Annotated in this window: 20 protein-coding genes; 6 read left to right on the top strand and 14 right to left on the bottom strand. The window is 58.2% G+C overall.

Translation table 11 applies throughout. The annotated features are described in order from the left end of the window. Positions 1-202: 202 nt before the first annotated feature. The 5 genes from B2696_RS05955 to B2696_RS05935 form a co-directional block, all read right to left on the bottom strand. Complete coding sequence (locus B2696_RS05955; protein ID WP_286954433.1) at positions 203-1,048, bottom strand: hypothetical protein; 846 nt, start codon at positions 1,046-1,048, stop codon at positions 203-205. Then, a complete protein-coding gene (gene rsmH / locus B2696_RS05950) occupies positions 1,045-2,130 on the bottom strand; it encodes a 16S rRNA (cytosine(1402)-N(4))-methyltransferase RsmH (RefSeq protein ID WP_276622579.1) in 1,086 nt (361 codons plus the stop codon). The genes B2696_RS05955 and rsmH overlap by 4 nt, the downstream gene beginning before the upstream one ends. A gap of 212 nt (positions 2,131-2,342) precedes the next feature. Continuing rightward, positions 2,343-2,777, bottom strand: a complete 435-nt coding sequence (mraZ, locus tag B2696_RS05945; RefSeq protein WP_075730129.1) for a division/cell wall cluster transcriptional repressor MraZ — start codon at positions 2,775-2,777, stop codon at positions 2,343-2,345. A 569-nt stretch (positions 2,778-3,346) separates the two neighbouring features. Then, positions 3,347-3,745: a DUF3040 domain-containing protein gene (locus B2696_RS05940; RefSeq protein WP_286954430.1), complete on the bottom strand. Its 399-nt coding sequence runs from the start codon at positions 3,743-3,745 to the stop codon at positions 3,347-3,349. Positions 3,746-3,893: 148 nt separating this feature from the next. Beyond that, complete coding sequence (locus B2696_RS05935) at positions 3,894-4,337, bottom strand: SAV_6107 family HEPN domain-containing protein (protein WP_286954428.1); 444 nt, start codon at positions 4,335-4,337, stop codon at positions 3,894-3,896. Positions 4,338-4,606: 269 nt separating this feature from the next. Here B2696_RS05935 and B2696_RS05930 point away from each other — a divergent pair, with 269 nt between their 5' ends. The 3 genes from B2696_RS05930 (at position 4,607) to B2696_RS05920 (ending at position 7,996) form a co-directional block, all read left to right on the top strand. After that, a complete protein-coding gene (locus B2696_RS05930) occupies positions 4,607-5,173 on the top strand; it encodes a GNAT family N-acetyltransferase (RefSeq protein WP_286954426.1) in 567 nt (188 codons plus the stop codon). A 35-nt stretch (positions 5,174-5,208) separates the two neighbouring features. Then, complete coding sequence (locus tag B2696_RS05925; RefSeq protein WP_376778861.1) at positions 5,209-6,300, top strand: polyprenyl synthetase family protein; 1,092 nt, start codon at positions 5,209-5,211, stop codon at positions 6,298-6,300. 121 nt (positions 6,301-6,421) lie between these two features. After that, positions 6,422-7,996 (top strand): alpha-(1->6)-mannopyranosyltransferase A, encoded by a 1,575-nt coding sequence (locus B2696_RS05920; protein ID WP_276623558.1) that lies wholly within the window; start codon positions 6,422-6,424, stop codon positions 7,994-7,996. On the opposite strand, the gene B2696_RS05915 is transcribed toward B2696_RS05920, so the two are convergent. After that, on the bottom strand, positions 7,993-8,385 hold the full coding sequence (locus B2696_RS05915) for an Rv2175c family DNA-binding protein (protein ID WP_141255930.1): 393 nt from the start codon (positions 8,383-8,385) through the stop codon (positions 7,993-7,995). The two genes, B2696_RS05920 and B2696_RS05915, sit on opposite strands and share 4 nt — an antisense overlap. 81 nt (positions 8,386-8,466) lie before the next feature. On the opposite strand from B2696_RS05915, the gene B2696_RS05910 reads away from it, so the two are divergent. Further along, a complete protein-coding gene (locus B2696_RS05910; RefSeq protein WP_286954422.1) occupies positions 8,467-9,828 on the top strand; it encodes a serine/threonine-protein kinase in 1,362 nt (453 codons plus the stop codon). A 60-nt stretch (positions 9,829-9,888) separates the two neighbouring features. Here the strand turns inward: B2696_RS05910 and B2696_RS05905 are convergent, their stop codons facing one another. Next, positions 9,889-11,277, bottom strand: coding sequence for a class II 3-deoxy-7-phosphoheptulonate synthase (locus tag B2696_RS05905; protein WP_276623555.1), 1,389 nt, complete (start codon positions 11,275-11,277; stop codon positions 9,889-9,891). Between the two features lie 24 nt (positions 11,278-11,301). Continuing rightward, positions 11,302-11,832, bottom strand: coding sequence for a polyadenylate-specific 3'-exoribonuclease AS (locus B2696_RS05900; RefSeq protein ID WP_286954420.1), 531 nt, complete (start codon positions 11,830-11,832; stop codon positions 11,302-11,304). Between the two features lie 92 nt (positions 11,833-11,924). On the opposite strand from B2696_RS05900, the gene B2696_RS05895 reads away from it, so the two are divergent. Continuing rightward, a complete protein-coding gene (locus B2696_RS05895) occupies positions 11,925-13,196 on the top strand; it encodes a glycosyltransferase family 87 protein (protein ID WP_286954418.1) in 1,272 nt (423 codons plus the stop codon). Here B2696_RS05895 and B2696_RS05890 read toward each other — a convergent pair. The 6 genes from B2696_RS05890 to B2696_RS05865 all read right to left on the bottom strand — a co-directional run bounded on the left by B2696_RS05890 (position 13,099) and on the right by B2696_RS05865 (position 19,061). Continuing rightward, on the bottom strand, positions 13,099-14,280 hold the full coding sequence (locus B2696_RS05890) for an acyltransferase family protein (RefSeq protein WP_286954416.1): 1,182 nt from the start codon (positions 14,278-14,280) through the stop codon (positions 13,099-13,101). The two genes, B2696_RS05895 and B2696_RS05890, sit on opposite strands and share 98 nt — an antisense overlap. A 3-nt stretch (positions 14,281-14,283) precedes the next feature. Continuing rightward, positions 14,284-15,042, bottom strand: coding sequence for a lysophospholipid acyltransferase family protein (locus B2696_RS05885; RefSeq protein WP_075730139.1), 759 nt, complete (start codon positions 15,040-15,042; stop codon positions 14,284-14,286). 31 nt (positions 15,043-15,073) lie between these two features. Beyond that, positions 15,074-16,027 (bottom strand): ROK family protein, encoded by a 954-nt coding sequence (locus B2696_RS05880; protein WP_075731221.1) that lies wholly within the window; start codon positions 16,025-16,027, stop codon positions 15,074-15,076. A gap of 39 nt (positions 16,028-16,066) precedes the next feature. Continuing rightward, entirely contained in the window at positions 16,067-17,200 is a 1,134-nt protein-coding gene (locus B2696_RS05875) for a glycosyltransferase family 4 protein (RefSeq protein ID WP_075730140.1), read from the bottom strand. A gap of 11 nt (positions 17,201-17,211) precedes the next feature. Next, a complete protein-coding gene (locus tag B2696_RS05870) occupies positions 17,212-18,282 on the bottom strand; it encodes a C40 family peptidase (protein WP_286954413.1) in 1,071 nt (356 codons plus the stop codon). A 155-nt stretch (positions 18,283-18,437) separates the two neighbouring features. Then, positions 18,438-19,061: a C40 family peptidase gene (locus B2696_RS05865; RefSeq protein WP_286954411.1), complete on the bottom strand. Its 624-nt coding sequence runs from the start codon at positions 19,059-19,061 to the stop codon at positions 18,438-18,440. Positions 19,062-19,774: 713 nt separating this feature from the next. Here B2696_RS05865 and B2696_RS05860 point away from each other — a divergent pair. Next, positions 19,775-21,274 carry a PepSY-associated TM helix domain-containing protein gene (locus B2696_RS05860; protein ID WP_286954409.1) on the top strand — a complete coding sequence of 500 codons (1,500 nt, stop codon included), beginning with the start codon at positions 19,775-19,777 and terminating at the stop codon, positions 21,272-21,274. Positions 21,275-21,329: the final 55 nt, after the last annotated feature.

Raw genomic sequence — 21,329 nt, 5'->3', positions numbered from 1 at the left:
CCGACCACCCGGATTCGGTGGAGTCACAGTCCGCGGTCTCCTTCCCTTGCACTCACTTGAACGATCTGCCACATATTTCCAGCAAATCTGCTGATGTCATTGTGCCCTAGCAAGCGCTAAGGCTCGCGCAACCACGCGCGAGCCGGGCGATATTGCTACAGCCAGCATCACTTCATCTGCTCTCCAAGTGCGCTTCTCTTATCTACCGGTTTGCATAGGGCGCGTTAGCGGGAAAAGCAGGTGCCTCGGCGGCATCATCTGCTCCCGAGTCGCTTCCTGCAGCAGGCTGATTTCCGGCCTGCTCTGCCCTATCGCGCTCACTGTTCTCGCCTCGCTGCGCATCATTGCCCGCGTGCTGATGGCCCTGCGGAACAGCCGAGAGACTGTTGCTGATGTCTGAGGTCTCGCGCGGATCGCTCGAGGCCTGTCCGGGGCGAATCGGCTCTCCGTTGACGTCGTAAAGCGATTCCATTCCAGGCTGTGCCTCACGCTTGGTGTGCACCTCGCCGGAACCATCGACCTCGACTATGCCAGGCGTGGTGGGCACGCCCAGATTCCTGTCCTCTGCACGACGCGCAATATCTGCCGAGGAACGGACGTTCTCCAAATCGCGGTTGAGTGTCTCCAGCTGGTTGCCCAGATCGGACTCTTGGACCGTGAGCTGCTGAATCTTAAAGGTCTGCGCCGCCGAGACCCCAGAAAGCGCTATCGAAACGATCACTCCGACAACGAGAAGGAGGATAGCTACTCCGCCCAAGCGCGCGAGGTGCGCATACTTGGCCAAGGGCTGGTGTATCTGGCGTCCGCGCCTGCTGACGACCTGCTTAGAGCCTAACCTCCGCGTAGTGCGGCGTGGCAGCTCCGGCCGGTGGACAGTTCCCGCGCGACGTGGCGTCCCCCCCGGCGCGGAGTAAGTTCCGCGCTCAAGCAACGCCGCGGAAGCATCTCCCTCGCCTCTGCTCGTGAAGTCACGGCTAGCGCCCATGGTGCGGCGGCCCTCTCTAACGCTGTATCGGCTCTCAGTATCTCTGGCTTGTGTGGCACTCATCGTTGACTCCTCGGGGCATGAAAGTCTGGTTGGCCTTCTACTCGCTCGATAGCCCTGACCCGCACAGATGCGGCTCGAGGGTTCTCTTCTATTTCCTGCGCACTAGCCTTTTCCGCTCCACGCGTTACCGTGTGAAACTTCGGGGCTGTGCCGGGAAGGTCCATCGGCAGCCCGGGAGGCGTGGTTGAAGCGGTCAACTCTTTGAAAGCCGCCTTAACAATGCGATCCTCCAAAGACTGGTAGCTCATGAACACAGCCCGACCGCCGAGCGCCAGCGCATCCGTTATCACCGGAAGCACGTACTCGATGGCCTCCAGCTCGCGGTTTACTTCAATCCGCAAAGCTTGGAAGGTCCGCTTGGCCGGGTGCCCCCCAGTACGGCGGGTGGCCGCGGGAATGGCCGCGTACAAGAGCTCAACTAAACGCTCCGAAGTCTCAAAAGGCTGCTTCTGGCGCTCCTCCAAGATCGCGCTGGCAATCTTGCCTGCGAAGCGCTCATCGCCATAAGTCTTAAGGATGCGCGCCAAGTCCCCGTGACTGTAGGTGTTGAGCACGTCAGCGGCGGTCATTCCCTCTGAGGGGTCCATGCGCATATCCAAGGGCGCATCCGCTCGATAGGCAAAGCCCCTTTCCAGCTGATCTAGCTGCATGGATGAGACTCCGAGATCAAAAAGTGCTCCCGCCACGCCGTTTTCACGGGCGACGGCACAAATCTCGGAGTCTGCCTGCGCGATCTTCTCCCCCACTTCATCGAAGCGGGCATTGATGCCTAGGAAGCGCTCACCAAAGGGCGCCAACCTGCGCGTGGCTGCGGCTAGCGAAGCCGCGTCTCGGTCTACGCCAATGACGCGCACCTGAGGGAAGCTGCGGAGAAAATACTCCGTGTGTCCACCCGCGCCGAGGGTTCCATCGACGATGACGGCATCTGCGCCGAGCTTGTCGACGCCAGGTCTCACCAACTGCACCATGCGCTCACGCATCACAGGAACGTGGCCGTGATTATGCACTACGTCATAGTCAACTCCCTCGCTAGCACCGCGGTTGCCATTGAACCCGCTCTCCGCCTGAGAAGCCTTGGTCATTTTCTTCACCGCCTTTCCGTGGTTGCACTTTTCCTACCGAGATTTTTTGCTTCAACTTTTATTTGGGCTAGCCCCAATAGACCTTGGAATAGAAGTTAAGTGCGTATAGGGCCCTGTCCGAGGCAGGTTTCTGATATCGGGGAAGTACACCAGAGCATCCACCTCGGGCAGAGTCCTTACACACACTTGTCTTTGTGTCAGCGGCTAGCTCACTAGAGCAGACCAGCCAACACATCATCAGCATCTGCTGTTGAATAGGCATCTTCAGTTTGCGCCTGGTACTCGGCCCACGCGCCCGCGTCCCAGATTTCAAGGAAATCGACTGAACCTACGACCACACACTCCTTGCTCAGGTGCGCGTACTCGCGATGAGCCGCCGACAACGTAATCCGCCCATGTCCATCCGGCCTTTGCTCATCCGCACTTGCTGCCAAGTTACGAATGAACGCGCGCGCATCAGGATTTGTGCGTGATACTGCAGCCGCTTTCCTCGCCCGTGAGGCAAACTCCTCCCGCGGATACACCGCGAGCGAGTGGTCTTGGCCCTTGGTGACCATCAGGCCACCGGCCAGTTCCTCACGAAACTTCGCTGGAAGCGTCAGCCTTCCTTTGTCATCCAGTTTCGGAGTGTAGGTTCCGAGAAACATCCCGGGTCCCCCCTCCTTAACTCGTGACGCCAGATTCCTCTAGCGGCGAAAAGCACGCCTGAGAGACATAACTTCCTCCGCTGCGCCCCACTCTACCCCACTTTCCCCCACTTCCAATACCCCAGAGGCAGATTTCCCCATAAACAAATCCTAAAAACCGAGTAAAATGAGGGGTTTCCTTGTGGGAGAAAAGCCCGCAAAGCTTCCTCGATCCCACTCCTATGCGGCACGGCAGATCACCACTGCCCCATGTTTAAGAACTACCCCACATCATCTCTTCTGACCCTAGAGCCACGCGCGAACAGGAACAATTGCCCTTTCATCCGCATTGAAGAATAAGCATAACCCCCGCAGGTGCCGCCTCAATCTCCACCAAAATCTAGTATGTGGGGGAAAGTGGGGAGATAAGGGAGAGTACAAGAATGCTCAGCAAACCAGGCATGAAAAAGGCTCCGGCCCTCACTGCACTTTCGTGCGGTGAGGGCCGGAGCCTTTTCCAGAAACCTAGAAGCTGGAAGCTCCTTGGTGAGAGAACAATGAGGCGGGGCTTTCGCCCCTACCCCATGTTTCTACTTCTCCTCGAAACGCCGACGGAAATTCTCCTCGAGCTTGCCAGAGACTCTGCCGCTCTTCTGCGGAGCCCGCTTCCTCGACCCCGAACGAGGCGACCGTCCCCCTGCCGACTCCCCCGAGCCGCGAAGCATCCATACCCCGGAGCCAAACATGAGCAGGAAGCCCACTATAGAAATGCCGATGAACCAGATGCTCTGTTGGGCCAAAGCGACGCCGCCCACCAACATTAGGAGACCGACGACGACTAATGCCACGCCCCGAAGGGTTAATGCACCGCCTCTGGGGTTACCAAAGGAGGAAGCCGTGCCAACTGAGGCGCCAAATTTTGGATCATCCGCGAGCAAAGACTGCTCAATTTCGCGGAGAGCGCGCTGCTCCTGCTCTGAAAGAGACACTGTTCCTCCAACCAAGTGTGGGTTTTATATATCTACTAGCTTCAACGCTTAGACTAGCGAGTTAGTTCCCACAAATACAGACGAGTTCTTTTTAACCCCTAGAACCAAGCGAAGCGCCGGCCGGATTAGCACCCAATACCGCGCTTGGCTAAGCCGCTAGGTCATCGAACTCCCCGTCAGAAACGGTTGCGTCCAAGAACTGCGCCGCAAGCTCAAGCACCGCAAACACAGTTTCTGAAGAAGGAGCATCCTCCAACCCAGAGGCCACACGCGAGCGAATACGGGAGTAACGCGAGAACTCTGCGGCCCATACTTTATCCGCGGCGGAAACCAAGGACAGCTGCTCCCAGGCGCTACTAGGAAGACGGCGCCGCTTAGCCACCGGAGAGACCGCGACGCGGGCGCCGGCGGTGCGTAGACCAGCCTGGTAAGCCAACTCCAATGCCCGGTCCCAGCGTTTCTCCGCGGCAAAACCGCGAGCAGAGGCAATCAACTCGCTAGCCTGCCGAAGGAAGCGATCTCGCTTCAACTCCCCCGGTGCTTGACGCCCAGCTCCCTTGAGCCTGGCCGTTGCGGAAATAATCTGAGCCATCATCTTCCTCCTTTACACTCCACGCTTTTGCTTCACTTGGTTTCTTTACTTAGTTTCTTTGCTTGGTCTTTGACACAGAGACTAAGCAACAACCACGACAACTACCCTCATTTTAGAGCGTATGTTCTAATTTATCAAGGGTTTACCCTCCTTAGGCGGCCTGTTTTCGAACACAGGCTCCCTGGCGATTCTCAATAGCGCGCAGACTGAAGAACAATTCTCTTCCGAAACCGCGGATTAGGAGTGGCTAATCTGCTGTTATTGAATACGTGAGTATCACGATCCGCCGCCTCAGCCCGCAGGAGTTTTCCTTGCTGGCCCCACAATTGGTTGAGATTTATATCGAAGCCATGGGCTATAGCCCCAGCATTCGTTCCAATAGAGTGAGCTCGTGGCGCGCTGAAGTCATCAAACCTGGCTTTAGCGCGATCATCGCAGAGGACGGCGAGGGGATCCTCGGCATTGCCTATGGCTTCCTCGGCTCCCCCGATACCTGGTGGGACCGGCAGCTGCGCCGAGGCTTCTTCGAGGCCGGCGGGCCTACCCCGGAAGACTACGAGATTCTGCACAGCTACTTTGAGCTGGCCGAGATCCATGTTCTCCCCAGCTACCAGGGCAAAGGAATCGGACGTAAGTTGCTGGAGAGTCTGGTGTGGAACATCCCTGCCCGCTTCGTACTCTTGTCCACCCCAGAAGTCGCTCATGAAGCTAATTCAGCTTTTGGGCTCTACCGTTCAGTGGGTTTCTTTGATGTTCTTCGTAATCTGGAGTACCCCGCAGACTCACGTGCTTTCGCAATTCTGGGCGCCACGCTGCCGCTGCACCCGCCTGCCTGACCTAATAAGGCGCGCCAGCCGGTATCCTCAACTTCGTGACTTTGCACCATACTCCCAACCTCGATGAGATTCCCGGGGCTGTCCATCAAGAGCTGTCAGCGTTTGTCAGTGCGCAGCGCCCCGAGATCGAGAAGATCGGCGCCCCAGTGGTTAACGCCACGGCTTTCCTCGAGTCCTTTGTCTTAGGTGGCGGAAAGCGCATACGTCCGCTTTATGCATGGGCAGGCTTCGTCGGCGCCGGAGGGCTCGATGGAGACGAGGATCCTGAGGCCATGCTCCGTGCTGCAGCGTCCCTGGAGTTCATCCAGGCATCCGCCCTCATCCACGATGACATTATTGATGGCTCTGATACTCGGCGCGGGCAACCCACCGTGCATCGAGGAGTTGAAGCCGTCCACCGCAGCCGGCAGCACCTAGGTGATCCGGAGGCCTTCGGAGAGTCTGTAGCGATCCTCGTGGGCGACATGGCCCTTGTCTGGGCAGAGGATATGTTCCAAGACTCGGGATTGAGCTTCCAAGCGCTGCGCCGAGCGCGCGATCCGTGGCGTGGCATGCGCACCGAGGTGATCGGCGGCCAGCTACTCGATGTATCCCTCGAGGCCGCTGGTTCAGAGGACGAGAATCTGGCGAATTCCGTCAACCGTTTCAAGACTGCCGCCTACACCATCGAAAGGCCACTGCATTTGGGAGCTGCGATTGCAGGAGCCGACGAGGCCCTCATCGCCGCTTTCAGGGGCTATGGTCGCGATATCGGCGTCGCTTTCCAGCTGCGCGATGATCAGCTAGGAGTCTTCGGAGACCCGGAAGTCACCGGCAAGCCAGCCGGTGATGATTTGAGGGAAGGAAAGCGCACGGTGCTGCTAGCTCTCGCTCTCCAACGTGCCGACGAAAGCAACCCAGCTGCGGCAGCGGAATTGCGAGCGAAAATCGGCAGCGTTGAGGACCCAGCAGACATAGCGCGCCTCGCGCAGATCATCACGGACTCCGGCGCCCCTGCGCTCATCGAGCAGCGAATCGCAGCGCTTACGTCCTCAGGGCTACGCCATCTGCGTGAGTCCGGGGTGGCCCCAGAAGTGACTGAGACACTCGAAGCGCTCGCGTTTAAGGCCACCGCTCGTCGGAGTTAGGTGCTTGTTTCTGCACTTGTTTTGCCTGCATTTATTTAGCCACTAGCCCCATGTCGAGCTTGTCGAGCTACTGACCTCCATGTTTTGTTTCCGTCCGAGTCCTGAAAAGAGAAGCGTTAATATGGCCTCCTCCTCCACCAAGGTCCGTATAAGAATCCCCCAGGCCTTAACGCTGGGGGTGATGGCATCAGTCGTGTTGATGCTGGCCTCTTTCTCCGGTGGCGCAACCCGCAACCGCGGCGGGCTTCTTGAAGTTCTCAACGTGGGCTTCCTTGCCTATGGACATGGCCGAAACCTCGGCATGGTCGCGTACTGGGTGGGACTTTTTGGACTAGTAGCGGCCTGGATTTTGGCTGGCCGCCAAGTGCTTGCCCCTCATCTCAAGTCTTCTTCGCCCAAGGATGACGAGAGCTTTCGCCGCATCCGCACCATGATGTGGGCGTGGGTCCTTCCGCTGCTTCTTGCAGCTCCGCTGGCCTCCCGCGATGTTTACTCCTATCTCATGCAAGGAGCCATGGTGCGTGACGGCTTCGATCCCTACACGGAAGGCGCCGCGGTCAACCCCGGCCCTTTCCTCCTCGAGGTCTCCCACGACTGGCGCAATACCACGACGCCCTACGGACCCCTCCACCTGTGGATGGGAGAGGGCGTTACCCGGCTCGTCGGCGATAGCGTGGCAGCGGGAATCATCACGTATAAGCTGATCTCGGTTCTGGGCTTTGCCATCATCGCATGGGCGATTCCCAAAATCGCCCGGGCACTAGGCGGAGATCCCACGCTGGCGTTGTGGCTGGGCGTCGCTAACCCAGTGGTGGTCTTGCACTTGGTGGGCGGCATGCACAATGAATCGGTCATGGTCGCGCTAGTATCTCTAGCTCTCCTCGCCGCGCTGCATCGCCGTTTCCAGGTTGGATTCGTGCTCGTAGGAATTGCCGTGGCGCTGAAAGCCACCGCGATTTTTGCCATGCCTTTCATTGTCTGGCTGATGGTCTTGCACTACGCGCCACAACAGCGTGGCCGCATAAGGCAGTGCATAGCATTTGTTGTCTCAGGAATCATCGCGGTGGTCGAGATTGCAGCAACGGTGGCTCTCATAACCTGGGTTTCTGGATCTTCTTGGGGCTGGCTGAGCCAAATCAGTGGCAACTCAAAAGTGGTCAACCCGCTCGCCGGCCCCACTCTGGCAGCCGACATCGTAGTTCCACTAGTACAGGTCTTTTCCCCGGACGCCACTTATAATGCGATCCTGTCCGTGCTTCGCAACGCCTCGATGGTGGTCATGCTCCTCTGCTTGGCGGTTGTCTGGTGGCTCAGCCGCCGCAGTGCACGACGCGCCATCGCGGGAACCGCTGCCGCCTACCAGGCAGCATTCCTCTTTAATTCTGTTACCCTGCCGTGGTACTACGCCTCCGTGCTCACCCTCATGGGCACATTCCGCCCGCCACTATGGCTGGTCAAATTCACCACCGGTGCCACAGTCTTTATCGGGCTCTCCTTCGCTGGAGACGGCAACCACCAAATGTATAACTGGTGGTGGGACATCGGCCTCATCATTGGAGCTTGGTTTATGACTCAATGGGTTTTCGCCGGCGTTGCCCCCTCCTCCGGTGAGGAAACTCCTTTAGGGCAAGCGGTAGACAAAGAAAATGATGGCGTTACCGAGAAAAGCACTCCAGTGGGCGGCGCGCAGAGCTAGAAAGCTGCTGCCTGCGCGCGGCGAATTACCTCGCGCGCCAGATGCCCCTGCAGGCCATCAATCGGCCGCCCGGGAAGTGAGTCATCCGCGCTGAAAAGGTGGGCAAGAATCTCTTCATCGTTGTATCCGCCATCGCTCAAGACCGTAATGACGCCAGAGACATACTTATTGATACTGCCCTTGTCGTTGAAGAAAGACGCCGGCACGAGCCTGGTGCCTTCCGGGCTACGCCACGCAATGAACTTGCGGTCATTGAGCAAGTCATAAGCACGGGTGATGGCTAGATCTAGCCTCTCCGCGACGTCTGCGAGGGTAAGTAATTCTTCTCCGGCCAGCAACTGTACAAGATCCGGCGCGGAATCCTGCGAGCGATTATCTAGATTAGTCACTCTCCTTACCCTAGTGCGATAACCCAAATGAGTAGTAGTGCGGGTAACACATTTGCCCTCAAATCCACCATACTGGTTGCTATGACTGGCTTAGAGGTGGGAGATATTCTTGAGGATCGCTACCGCATCGACCGTGCGATCGCGCGGGGCGGTACCTCGACGGTTTACCGTTGCATAGACCTACGCCTCGGCAGGGCCGTAGCAGCGAAGGTTATGGATGAGCGCTACGCGGATGACCCAGTCTTCCTGCAGCGTTTCAAGCGCGAGGCTAGAGCCATGGCACGCCTCCAGCATCCCAATCTCGTAGCCGTGCATGACTTTTCGGCTGATGGCGAGCCCATCTACCTCATCATGGAACTGATAACCGGCGGCACTCTGCGCGAGTTGTTGGCAGAACGTGGCCCAATGCCTGCGCATGGCGCAGTGGCCGTCATGCACTCTTTGCTCACGGGTTTGCAGGAGGTTCATGACGCGGGCTTTGTTCACCGAGACATCAAGCCCGACAATGTTCTCATTACCGCCAATCACCGCATCAAGCTCGGAGACTTCGGGCTCGTGCGTTCCTCCAACGCACACCAGCTCACGTCTGGACAGATAGTCGGCACCGTGTCTTATCTCTCTCCAGAGCAGGTAACCGGGGAGGCAATCACCCCCGCCTCTGACGTCTACTCCGCAGGAATCGTCCTCTACGAACTTCTCACTGGCACGGTCCCCTTCCGCGGCGATACTCCCCTTTTGCACGCGACGGCGCGGCTGCAGGGCGTGGTCAGTCCTCCATCCGCCCGCGCCACCTACGAGGTTCCCACGCTTGTCGACGCCCTCGTGGCCACAGCCACCGCGCGCGATCCGCATGAGCGCTTTTCCGACGCCGGCGAGTTTCTCGCCGCCGTAGATGATGTGGCCCGCGAACTTTGCTTTCCGCCTTTTACTGTGCCGGTTCCTAAGAACTCTGCTGCCGCCAGAACCGCTGCAGCACCCACCAGCTTCAGCGTTTCAGGCAACACAGGAATCTTCGATGCCACGACGAATATCCCAGCACCCACGAAACCCCCGGCAGTTGGCCCCCACGAACCGGAGAGTCTATCCCCGAGTCCGGATCTCACACGAGATTTCTCGCAACGCACACCGCTTGGCTTCGAGACACGTCTAGATATGCCGCAGGCCCCCGCTGCGATCCCGCCTGCCCTGCCCCCTGCCACGCCAGTGCCCAACGTGCCCGTTGCTTCTCCTGAGAGAGTTTCACCCAGGCCCGTCGGAAGCGCGAGCACGGCACTAGCTACGGAGGAAGAACCGCCAGAACGCCCGCTGAGCAACCGCGGGCCGCTAGCCCTGCTGGCATTCTTCATCGTCGTAGCGCTAGGCGCAGGCGCCGTAGCCATAGGAGCCTGGTGGTTCGGTTCAGGCTCCTATGGCGAGATTCCGGTGCTCTGGCGCCTTTACTAGGCCGGCGGGATCGGCAGAGCCTAATCCCGCCGGCCAGTTCCCGGAAACCAGTTCCAGAGATTAGTTCCGGAGCATCTCCGCGATGAGATAAGACAGCTCAAGAGACTGCTGCGTGTTCAAGCGAGGATCCACGGCGGACTCGTAGCGACCCGGCAGATCGACATCGGTGATGTCCTCGGCGCCGCCCAAGCACTCGGTGACGTCCTCTCCGGTGAACTCCAAGTGGACTCCGCCTGGGTGAGTACCGAGCTCGCGGTGCACCTCGAAGAAGCCTTGAACCTCATCGAGGATCTTGTCGAAGTGGCGGGTCTTATAACCATTGGAGGCCGTGAAGGTATTGCCGTGCATGGGATCTGACTGCCAGACCACCTTGTGCCCGGATTCCTCAACAGCTTTGACGATGGGAGGCAATACAGTGCGTACCTTGTCGTGGCCCATGCGCGCGATCATGGTCAGACGACCAGGCTCGCGGTTGGGGTCGATGCGCTCGGCGTACTCTACGGCCTGCTCTGGAGTCACGCCAGGGCCAAGCTTGATGCCGACGGGGTTGCCAATGAGAGCAGCGAAGTTGACGTGGAAGTCCTCGAGGCCACGGGTCCGCTCACCGATCCACACCTGGTGTGCGGAAAGATCATAGAGCTTGGTCTCGCCATTGGCGTCTTGGCCAAGGCGCAGCATGGAGCGCTCATAATCCTTAAGGAGTGCCTCATGCGAGCAGTAGATGTCTGCCGAGCGCAGGGTCTCGTCGGAGACGCCACAGGCATTCATGAACTTAAGGCCGTTCTCGATCTCATCCGCCAGTGCCTGGTAGCGTGCACCGGCGCTCGACTGAGCAACGAACTCGCGGTTCCAAGAGTGGAGGCGGTAGAGATCCGCCGTGCCGGAAGCCGTCAGAGCACGCACCAGGTTCATGGCTGCGGAGGAGTTTGCATAAGCGCGCACCATGCGGGCCGGATCGTGGCGACGGGCTTCCTCGGTAGGTTCCACGCCGTTGACGATGTCACCGCGGTAGTTAAGCAGGCCGTTTGCATCCATATCGGAAGAACGCGGCTTGGCGTACTGGCCGGCGATACGTGCCAGCTTGACCACTGGGGTCGAGGCGCCGTAAGTCAATACCACAGCCATCTGCAGGAGGGTCTTAACGTTGCCACGAATGTGCGGCTCGGTATTGGACTCAAAGGTCTCGGCGCAGTCGCCACCTTGGAGGAGAAATGCCTTGCCCAAAGCGACGTCGGCGAGCTTCTTCTTCAGAACCTCGATTTCCGGCGCGACAACGATGGGAGGCACAGATTCAAGGATCTTCCGGACGTTGTCAGCCTGCGCCTGATCCCAGCTGGGTTGCTGCTTGGCATCACGCTTGACCACGTCCTGAAAGACCTCTTCAATGCCTTCCGGCAGGGGAGGAAGATCGGGAAGGGCTTCTTTGGGAATATCTACTGTCCAACTCACACCAGCTATTTAACCATTCAGAGATTAGTTATAGGAAGTTAAACAGGTTTTCGAGACTCGATTCCCCTTCTCGAGGGGGAGTGCAGCCGCGCACACTTTGAACTTCGCAAGGTTGTGCCTGGCGTCGACAAGCGCGTCATGGTTGCCCCTAGGTACCTCCGGAAGGGCCGGACGACCGGCAAATTCCCAGTATTGCTTGAGCTCCCTGGTATAGCGCGGCAGCCTCTTGGGAAGCGACTTCATATCGCCCCATAACTGCGCGATAACCACATGGTCATAAGCCCCTACCCACGCCCACAGCTCAACTGGAGTCGAGTGTTTGTTCAAAAAGGCATACACATCTTCGCGGATGGTGCGCCGGGATTTCCACACCGAATCAGAAGGGCTGGGAAGCTGCTGTAGAACATTCTCGCGCACCCACGCATTCGCCCTTTCGGGATGAAACTCCGTGGAGACGGCATAGTACTCGCTGCCGTCCTCCCCGACGATGCCGATGGAGACGAGCTCTATGGTCTCACCGTCTTCGATGAATTCGGTGTCATAAAAGTAACGCACGGACTATATAGTAGCCGTCGTGGTCCTGCCGGAGCCGTTTGAGGGTGCTCATGCTTTTTGCGCAGCTTATGCAACTGTATAGAATTGGTCAAGTGAAAAAACTCCGCTGGTACCAGCTCTTTCCCCTCTTCATCAGCATCGCGATCGTTACCGCCCTCATCGTCGATTTCTCCTCTTGGAACTCTCCACAAGGGTTTCGGCTGGCTTATTTGATCGATCTTGACGTTTATCGCAAGGGCGGGCAGGCACTGCTCAGCGGCGAAAACCTCTATGGGCAGGACTACGTCGTTGGAGACCCCCGCCATAGCGGATCCATCACGTTGCCTTTTACCTATCCCCCGTTTGCCGCCGCACTTTTCGCCGCCTTCGCCTGGCTGCCTTATGGTCTCAACTCTTTGCTGCTGGCCCTGGCTTCCTTGGCTCTGCTCTTTTGTATTTTGTACCTGTTTGTCCGCAGCGCAGCGCCAGAAAAGAGCACTGGCGCAACCCTGACTTGGGCCTGTTGGCTCCTCGTGGCAGCGTGCCTGACCGAGCCGGTCACCCAGACCATCAACTTCGGGCAGATCAACATTATCCTCGTTGCTCTCGTCGTCATTGACATTCTCGCCGTCCCCAGCACTTCACGCTGGCGTGGCGTTCTCACCGGCATCGCCGTGGCCATCAAGCTCACTCCCGCAGTTTTCTTGGGATACTTCTTCATCCGCAGGCAGTGGAGGGCAATGGCTACCACGCTTGTCTCTTTCGTAGCGTGTGCTGCACTGGGTTTTCTGTTCTCCGCCTCAAGTTCTCTGCAGTACTGGACTGAGACTCTGCGCAACTCGGAACGGATCGGTGGCTTGGCCTACGCCTCCAACCAGTCCTTAAGGGGATTCTTCTCCCGCGTCGCCCCTGAGCACGCTAGCGCCGCGTGGCTCATCACCTGTCTAATCGTGGTCGCAGCGTTGTGGTGGATCATGCACCGCGTCTCTCAAAGCGGCCTAACTCAGCCGGCCCGTCCGGAGGCGCCCAACAGCACTGTGGGCGACGTCGAGCTGCTTCTGTTGGCTTCTGCAGCGGCGTTGCTATGCTCACCCGTGTCGTGGTCGCATCACTTCATCTGGCTCACCTTGGCCGCCGCCTTCCTTACGGTGCGGCGCTGCTACTGGGCGGCAGCACTCTCGTGGCTCGTGCTTTTCGCTCGCGGACACTGGCTCGTGCCGAGCACGAACGATCAAGAACTGACGTGGTCGCTGTGGCAGCAAGTACCAGGCAACGACTATCTTTGGCTTACCTGCGCTCTGATTGCGCTGGCTGCGGCTTCGAGCTTTTCTGGCTCGTCCACTCGCGAAACTGCCGATAACGCCCAGCCAAAGGCGGTGGCGTGAGGGACCACTTAAGCACCGGAGTCTTGCCTATCAACCACAGCACTAGGCCGGCTAAGCCGGAGCACACCATGCAGGCAGTCAGCCAGAACCAGGTATTGTCCATAGGCCAGTCCCCCGCAAGGGAGATGGCCCGTGGGTTCCACGCCAGGTAAAAGCCGACGCCGAGAGTCATCCCAATGGGATGGCCCAGATAAATGGGCAGCGTGTGGCGCCCCACAAATTGCAACGCCTGGGATAGTCCTCCAAGGTGAGAAATCACTACGGCAAGCAAAACCCCGAGTGGCACCTCTAGGAGCTGCTCCGCAAAGCGAATTAGCACGTTGAGGTCATCATGCCCCAGCATGTCTGCACCGGGCAGGAGCCACGGGAAGAGCACCTCATCACCCTGTTTGTCCCACGCCCGGCGCAGAATGAATCCTGTGGCATAAGCCACGAACGTGCCGCCATACGCCCACAGGCTTAAAGCGTTCAGCCTGCTGTGGAAAGGCACAGCAAGGGCCTGTGCATACTTCGTGATGAAGTCCTTGAGATAGGCCGCACCGATAAAGATCGGAAGGAACATCACGGCTTTAGAAATGAAGCTAAACTGCGCATTCCACGCTATAAAGAGCATGGGTAGAAAGCTCAGAGCAATGGCGAGCCATGCGGGAAGCTTGCGAACCGCCCACAGGAAGATATTGAAGGCGATGAGAGCATGCAGGAACCACGCCATGGTGGAGCCGAAAAACAAAGCGCGGAACAGGTCCTCTTTTTGCAGCAGCGGAGTATCGAATACCCAGTGATACTCAATCTTCTGCAGCCACAGCTCAATGCCGGCCCAGATGCAATAAGGAACCAGGAAGAACCAGAGGCGGCGAGTGAAGAGTTCCACGAAAGAAAAACGCAGCACCTTGGTTGAGAAATAGCCGCTAACTAAGAAGAACAGCGGGAGGCGGAGCGGGTCGAGCCAGACATTGAAATGCGCAAGCCACGTATTTTGAGCCTCGGGCACGGCTAGGGTGACATGGAGTAAGACCACGCCCAAAATGGAGATTCCTTTGGCCACATCCGGCCAAGCTAAGCGAGTTGTAGTACTAGAAGTCACTGACTAGCGCGCCTCCGTCTCTCTCGGTCCCCCTGGCTCAGACCCGGCCGGGTAACCATGCCCCGCATTAAGTGATGCTTTCACGTCTGATGCATAAACGTCTACGTAAGGCTTGCCGCTGAGCTCCACCAGCTTGTCCATGATGAAGTTGGTGAACTCGCGTGCCGTTTCGCGGCTGTTGACATCGAGGTCACGCTCTTTTGCCCACTCCCAGGGAGCTATGGAATCCCCTACTTTCATCCCCACCTTCTTCGGGCGAGGGACCCAGGTACCGATGGGGTTAGCTTCACGGGTACCAAACATGGCCAAGGGGATCACGGGAACGCCCGTCAACATAGCCAAACGAGCCATGCCAGTTCGCCCGCGGTAGATACGCCCATCCGGGGAGCGCGTTCCCTCCGGATAGATAGCGAAAAGATCGCCCTTCTCGAGAACCTTCTTCGCAGCAGAAATCATGGCCTCTGCTGCGGAATCTGCACCGCGCTCGACCGGCAATTGGCCAACAGCCTTGAAGAACCATGCCTGCGCCCTTCCCACCAGACCGGGGGAATTGAAATACTCGGCCTTCGCAAGGAAGGTGATCTGCCGCGGGCACATGAGCGGGAAGAAGAAAGAGTCCATCACCGATTGGTGGTTGGATACGAGGATCGCCGGACCGCGGTCGGGGATATTATCCATCCCCTCTGTCCACGGGCGGTTCCATAGGCGGAGAGCCGGCCCGAAAAAGACGTACTTAAAGGCCCAGTACCATTTGTTGTTCATCGAGCGTCCTCAACGTTTCTTCTCAAAGGTGCTATCGGTTTTCTCGAGCGAGGTCAGCGACACCAATCATACCTGCCGCAGATCCCAACTCGGCGACCGCTACGCGCGCTAAGGGCCGGTATCCGGCCCCCACTATCTCCCGGGACATTGCCTGCCGCGAAATATCGAGAAATAAGTCTGCGTCCTTGGAAACTCCGCCGCCAAGAACTATGAGCTCGGGGTCGAGGACATCGGCCACAATAGATAGCCCTTGTCCCAGCCAGAGGCCGAAATCATTCATCACGGCTTGGCCCAATGCGTCACCTTCGCGCGCCCTCTGTGCAATTTGCTCGCCGGTTGGAGCGCCTGGCAAAGATGTCTCGTAATACGGCTTAAGCTCGGCAAAGGTATCAGGCAAGGCGGTTCCGGAGGCGTATCGCTCTAGACAACCGCGCTTTCCACACGAGCATTCCCGCCCACCTGGAACCACCACGAGGTGTCCAAATTCAGGGGCTGTACCAAATGCTCCCCGGTAAATCTTGTCCTCGGTCATCAACGTAGCGCCGATGCCGGTGCCTACCGCGAAAAATACCCAGTCTTTAGCGCCTCGGCCTGCTCCATAACGCCACTCCCCCCACGCCGCAGAGTTTGCATCATGCTCGAGCCTGACTCGCACTCCGAGTCGGTCGCTCAAGATTTGGCGAACCGGAGAATCCCGCCACGGCAGGTGGGGAGCAAAGCGGACGTTCTCGCAGCCGGGATCCAAAAAGGCGGCTATCGCCAGCCCGACACCCGAAATGCTGTACTTGGCCCCTAAGTCCTCTACTACCCGGACAATATCGTCCTCTAGAGCGCGCGCGTCCTGGGATGTGGGGACGGTGCGAGTCTCCAGGACGGTTCCGTTCTCATCAACTACCCCACCCCGCAGGTTGGTGCCGCCGATATCGAACCCGATGCTCAAGCAGGATCCGTCGGCCCCCGCGGCGGGGCGAGTATGTTCAAGCATGAACAAAAGGATATACCGCAACGCGGCCTTGGGTCACATTCATCGCTCTTTCGCTAGGATCTCTCTAAGCCGACTACCCATAATGTCCCAGCTCCAGTGCTTTTCTACGTTATCACGCCCCGCCACCCCCATGGCCCGCACTCGCACCGGATCACTAAGAAGAGCTATGAGAGCAGCCGTCAGTTCCGGCACGCTAGCACCATTTACCACGATGCCAGTGGCCCCCGTTACGGTCTCTGGTGCGCCACCGGAATTTCCTGCCACGACAGGCAAGCCTGCCGCTTGGGCCTCGAGATAGACAATTCCCAGCCCCTCCACATCAAGGCCGCCCCCCCTAGTACGCGCAGGCATGGCGAAAACATCAGCCGCGTGCAGAGCTTGCGCTAATTCTTTCGAGTCTTTGGCCTCATGAATTACTGCTCTGGGAAAGTATATGCTGGACAGCTTTTCTATAGTTGCGCGGTAGCGCCCGCGCCCGACAAGGAGAAGCTGCGCGTCAGGAAAGCGTTCTAGAATCTCTGGCATGGCACGCAACAGCTGATCTTGGCCCTTGCGCGGAACCATCCGCGAAATACACACGATGAGTGGGCCATGCTCCTTAAGGCCGAAATGCCGGCGGGCGGCGAGTTTTTGTTCTGCGGTGCCCGGGTGAAACTCCTGCGAGTCCACGCCGGAGGGAAGATGCACCCAGCGCGGATGCGGACCAAAAGCCGCCACGAGACGCCGCTTGGTGTACTCAGAAATGTATGTCACGCAATCCGCACTATTGCCGATAAGACGCAAGGCCGTGCGGGCGAGGGGAAGCATGGACCAGCCCACCTCATGCCCATGGGTGGTGGCGACAACCTTCCTCGCCCCCGCATCCTTAGCAGCCCTGCCCATCAATGCCAACGGGGCTGCCGCGCCGAACCAAACGATCTCTATGTTCTCTTCCCGAATGATACGCTGCATCTCTTTTATAGTCGCCGGAGTGGGAAGCATGATTCTGCGCGGCCAGCGAATAACACGATAGGACAATCCGGCGTCATAAGAGGCCGCCGCGGCCTTATCCTGGGTCGAAGCGAATACGAGAACCTCGGCCGGGTCTAGGGTGTCGACGAAGTCACGTAAGTAGGACTGAATGCCACCGATAGTGGGCGGGAAGTCGTTGCTGACGAGAAGGATACGAGCCATAAGCCCCTACCCTAGTAGCGAGCGGTACCGGTGATGGGCATCGAGTTGAGCGGGACGACCTGAACCGGTACTCCGTAAGTGGATGCATGAACTACCTGACCATCGCCGATGTACATCCCAACGTGGGTAACACCCTCGTAGTAGCCAACGATGTCTCCTGGCTGAAGCTGAGCAACTGGAACCGGGGTCCCTCCCGCAATCTGCGCCTGAGAGGTACGCGGAATGCTCTTGCCCATCTGTTGATAGGACCAAAGCATGAGGCCTGAGCAGTCAAAGACGTCTGGGCCGACTGCTCCCCATCCATAAGGGGCGCCGAGCTTCGTGAGAGCTGCTTGTACCGCTGCAGAAGAAGATCCACTTCCCAGTGAGGCAAGATCAATCTTGGTGGAGCCGCCGAACTGAGACTCCCAAAGGGCGCGCTGTTCAGGGCTGAGGGCGTTGACCTGAGCTTCGATGTCCTGTTGCTGCTTATTGAGGCTCTCCTTTTCCTTGAACAGCTGCTCCTTTTGCTTGGCAAGATCCTCTGCCTTTGCCTGGGCAACCTTTACGGCCTCATCTGCCGCACTCTTCTTCCCCCGCGCGTCCCTTGCTGCGGCGGACATTGCATCCAACTGCTTCTTAGCCGTCTGCGAAATTGCGCCCAGGTAACCCATGCGCTCTACCGCCGTGGCTGGGTCTTGGGCAGCCAATGCGCCGCGGACAAAGTCACGGGAGTCACCGCGGTAACGGGATTGTGCTATTCCGTCGACGCGACCCTGCTTCTCGGCGACCTGGGCGGCAGCTGCCTCCGCAGCGTCCTCGGCTTCCTGTGCTTTGCGGGTGTAGTCATCGACCTGAGCTTGCGCCTCCCCCAGGCGATCCTCCATCCCTTTTACTTCCTCATTTTTGGCCGAAACCTTCTGCGCCACGTCAGACACGCGCGCGACGAGATCCGCCACGTCTACGCTAGCTGCAGACTCCACAGTCTCCTGAGCAAAGGCAGCAGGTGCAGTGGAAACGCAAGAAAGAAGCATGGCCGAAACGGCGGCACCGCCGACTACGCGAGCAGAAAGCAAGCCGCGGCGAAAGTAAAAAGCAGACACAATTAAGCCCTCAACTTAAGAAAGTGTAATAACCGGCTAAAGAGTACCCCAAAGAACGAAGGTTGCCAGTAAAAACTAAAAAATAACTATACCCCGCTTCCCAACGCTGCAACAACGCGGGATAACGGGGTGTAGTTAGGGACTAGCGCAGCCGCTTAGAACCGAACCGCCGAGTGGATCGGCATGTAGTTCAACTCGCGCTCCTGAACCGGAACGCCGTCATTCAGAGCGTCGATGATGGTGCCGTGGCCGGTGTAGATACCGACGTGAGATGCACCGCCATAGTAGGCAATGATGTCACCCGGCTGCAGCGCATCCAGAGAAACCTTCTGGCCAGCACCAGCCTGTGCCTGCGAGGTGCGAGGAATCTCAACGCCAGCCTGGCGGTAAGCCCAAGAAGTCAGACCAGAGCAGTCAAAAGCACTGGGGCCGGCAGCACCATAAACGTATGGGGAGCCAATCGCGGAGCGAGCAGCCTCAAGAGCCTTCTGACCAGCAGTCTGCGCGGCCGGTGCCGGTGCAGCTGCAGGAGCAGCAGCTGGTGCAGAGTAGTTGTTAGCCTGGTTCTGGCTGGGAACGTAGGTACCGATGTTAGGGACCTGGTCGATGTTGGGGACGTTCTCCAAGCCGGCTACCTCGAAACGGTAGTCAGTGTTAGGGACGACGACCTCGGCAGCCTGTGCGACACCAGGAACGGTGACAGCAGCAGCCGCAGCGACAACTGCGCTGGTTGCGAAACGACGGGTAATGATTGCGCCCTGACGACGGTGCTTAGCCACGAATAAAACTCCAAATCTTTAATTTCACCTACCCCGCGCAAAAGAGAACGGCAACTCTTTAAAGCTGCCTTGAAGTCACTCTCTTTTTGGTCCCATCTAGGACTGCGAGGCTCTAACCCGTGGACGGGCCTAGCGTTCGACGACAATCCATTCCTTTAGGACTGTCTCCACTCGGCCCCCAATTGAAAGGGGCCAGATGCGGTGTTCAAGTGTTTAGTTCTTATTGGGCAACTCATCGGTGAGTAACTCAATGTCTCAATCAGGTTACGAAATCATCACGCATCATGTCGAATTTTCGAGGCCGGGCAGCATCGTTATCTTCCCGTTATCAAAAGTAGACCCTACCGAAACGGAATGCCGATCGGCAACACATGTATATAGACCATTAGCGCATTGTCGCCGTATAACCTGCACGGTTGTTTACAAGACAACCAACACCTTTGAAACCCAGTCGGGCGCACTTCACGAACTCCTCGAGCGAAATCTTTACTGATGTGTTCTTGCTCACATGCCCTGTTGGAATCTTTAATCTCGCAACATGGTTCACATCAGCCACCGGTATACGGCGGCCCCGGGCGGCGAATGATTCTCCAGATCTTCATCACAACTCAGGGACCGTGGGAACTTCGGGCGGGTTCAAAACAGGGGTGGCAACACCTAAGAACAGAGGGTTGTCACAGGAACGTTTTCGGCAACGTGGCGACTAGTTCTCTATGGATATTGCAATCAGTCCGGCACGGGAGCGACCGCGTCGACCAAACAAAGCAACAGCGAAGCGCTGGCAGCTCAGCGTAGAAGGCATGGTGCGCCGAATCCATATCTTAGCTGGCATTTTTGTCGCCCCCCTGCTTTTCCTCGCTGCCCTAACTGGGTTGTTCTATGCGGTGACCCCAACGGCCGAAGCTTGGGTCTATCGCGATGCCATGCACGCGAATCCGGGCATTCCTGCGCAATCACTGGAGTCCCAAGCCGAGGTGGCTCAGGCCCTTCACCCAGAGCTTGCTATTTCAGGAATGCAGGTATCCGACGACGAATCGACTACTACCCGAGTTCTCTTCACCGATCCGGCGTTTCCGGGCTCGAGCTACAAGAGAGCAGTGTTCGTCGATCCAGGCAGCCTCGAGATCAGGGGCGATCTCGTTCAATACGGATCTTCCCAGGCCTTGCCGCTTCGGACGTGGATTTCCGAGGGCCACCGTTCACTATGGATGGGCGAACCAGGGCGCGTCTATTCCGAGACCGCGGCCTCATGGTTGGGTGCCATCACTCTGGCCGGTGCATGGGTCTGGTGGTCGCGGAGACGTCGCCTAGCAGCATCCGCGCGTACCCGGAAACCTGGCGCCCGCAGGCGCCTGGAGAAACTACACTCCCGACTAGGTCTGTGGCTCCTACCTGGCTTCCTTATCCTCACCGTTACTGGATTGACGTGGTCAATGGTCGCTGGGGCCACCATAGGCAACCTTCGCGCCGAATTGAACTGGCTTGAGCCAAAGCCGGCAACCTCCTTGAGTGCCTCCTCGACTAGCGTTCTTAACAACGACCATAGCGAACACAAAGCTCACGCCGAGCACTCTGGACACGGGGCGCACGAGGAACACAGTAATCATTCCCTCCACGAAGTACACGCAGCTCACGATATAGTGGCTTCACAAAGCAGTGCCGTGGTGGACAATGTGGTCCACGCGGCGCGCGCCGAAGGTCTAAGCGGGCTACTCGACGTCACCGACCCAGCAGGCTCCAACAGCGCGTGGGTGGTCAAGGAAGCTCGCCAGCCATGGACGTTCAGCAACGACGCAGTATCCATTGATGGGTCCACTGGGGCGGTCGTTGAAAAGGTCGAGGCCGACCAGTGGCCCATCGCAGCAAGGCTCTCGAACTGGATGATTCAGATGCATATGGGAATGCTGTTCGGCTGGAACAATCACTTGGCTTTGGCAATGGTCGCTGCCGGTCTCCTGGCCATCATTTGTCTGGGATACCGAATGTGGTGGATGCGAGGGCGCGACAAGGGGTTTGGAAGCCTCCCCACTGCCGGACAATGGAAGAAGGCGAGCCCCTTGGCACGCACGGTGGTAGTTATCCTCCTCATTGCCTACTCACTGCTTGCTCCACTGTTCGGGCTTAGTTTGCTCGCCTTCGTGCTTGTCGATGTCGCATTCGCGCAAGCACGGCATCTCCTCCAGCTCCGTAGCGAAGCCACAGCAACCCAATAGCGTTCCTCCCTACACATAAAAACAAAAAGCTCACCGGCTCCCTACATATAAGGGA

Source organism: Corynebacterium sp. UBA4397 (assembly GCF_002390965.1).
Taxonomy (GTDB): Bacteria; Actinomycetota; Actinomycetes; order Mycobacteriales; family Mycobacteriaceae; genus Corynebacterium; species Corynebacterium flavescens.
This window is presented reverse-complemented; position numbering and strand designations above follow the sequence as displayed.

Bases quoted from the DNA above. Each gene is read 5' to 3' on its own strand.
- B2696_RS05910 (WP_286954422.1), top strand. From the start codon at position 8,467: ATGACTGGCTTAGAGGTGGGAGATATTCTTGAGGATCGCTACCGCATC.
- B2696_RS05860 (WP_286954409.1), top strand. From the start codon at position 19,775: ATGGATATTGCAATCAGTCCGGCACGGGAGCGACCGCGTCGACCAAAC.
- mraZ (WP_075730129.1), bottom strand. From the start codon at position 2,777: ATGTTTCTCGGAACCTACACTCCGAAACTGGATGACAAAGGAAGGCTG.
- B2696_RS05875 (WP_075730140.1), bottom strand. From the start codon at position 17,200: ATGGCTCGTATCCTTCTCGTCAGCAACGACTTCCCGCCCACTATCGGT.
- B2696_RS05920 (WP_276623558.1), top strand. From the start codon at position 6,422: ATGGCCTCCTCCTCCACCAAGGTCCGTATAAGAATCCCCCAGGCCTTA.
- B2696_RS05880 (WP_075731221.1), bottom strand. From the start codon at position 16,027: ATGCTTGAACATACTCGCCCCGCCGCGGGGGCCGACGGATCCTGCTTG.
- rsmH (WP_276622579.1), bottom strand. From the start codon at position 2,130: ATGACCAAGGCTTCTCAGGCGGAGAGCGGGTTCAATGGCAACCGCGGT.
- B2696_RS05885 (WP_075730139.1), bottom strand. From the start codon at position 15,042: ATGAACAACAAATGGTACTGGGCCTTTAAGTACGTCTTTTTCGGGCCG.
- B2696_RS05955 (WP_286954433.1), bottom strand. From the start codon at position 1,048: ATGAGTGCCACACAAGCCAGAGATACTGAGAGCCGATACAGCGTTAGA.
- B2696_RS05935 (WP_286954428.1), bottom strand. From the start codon at position 4,337: ATGGCTCAGATTATTTCCGCAACGGCCAGGCTCAAGGGAGCTGGGCGT.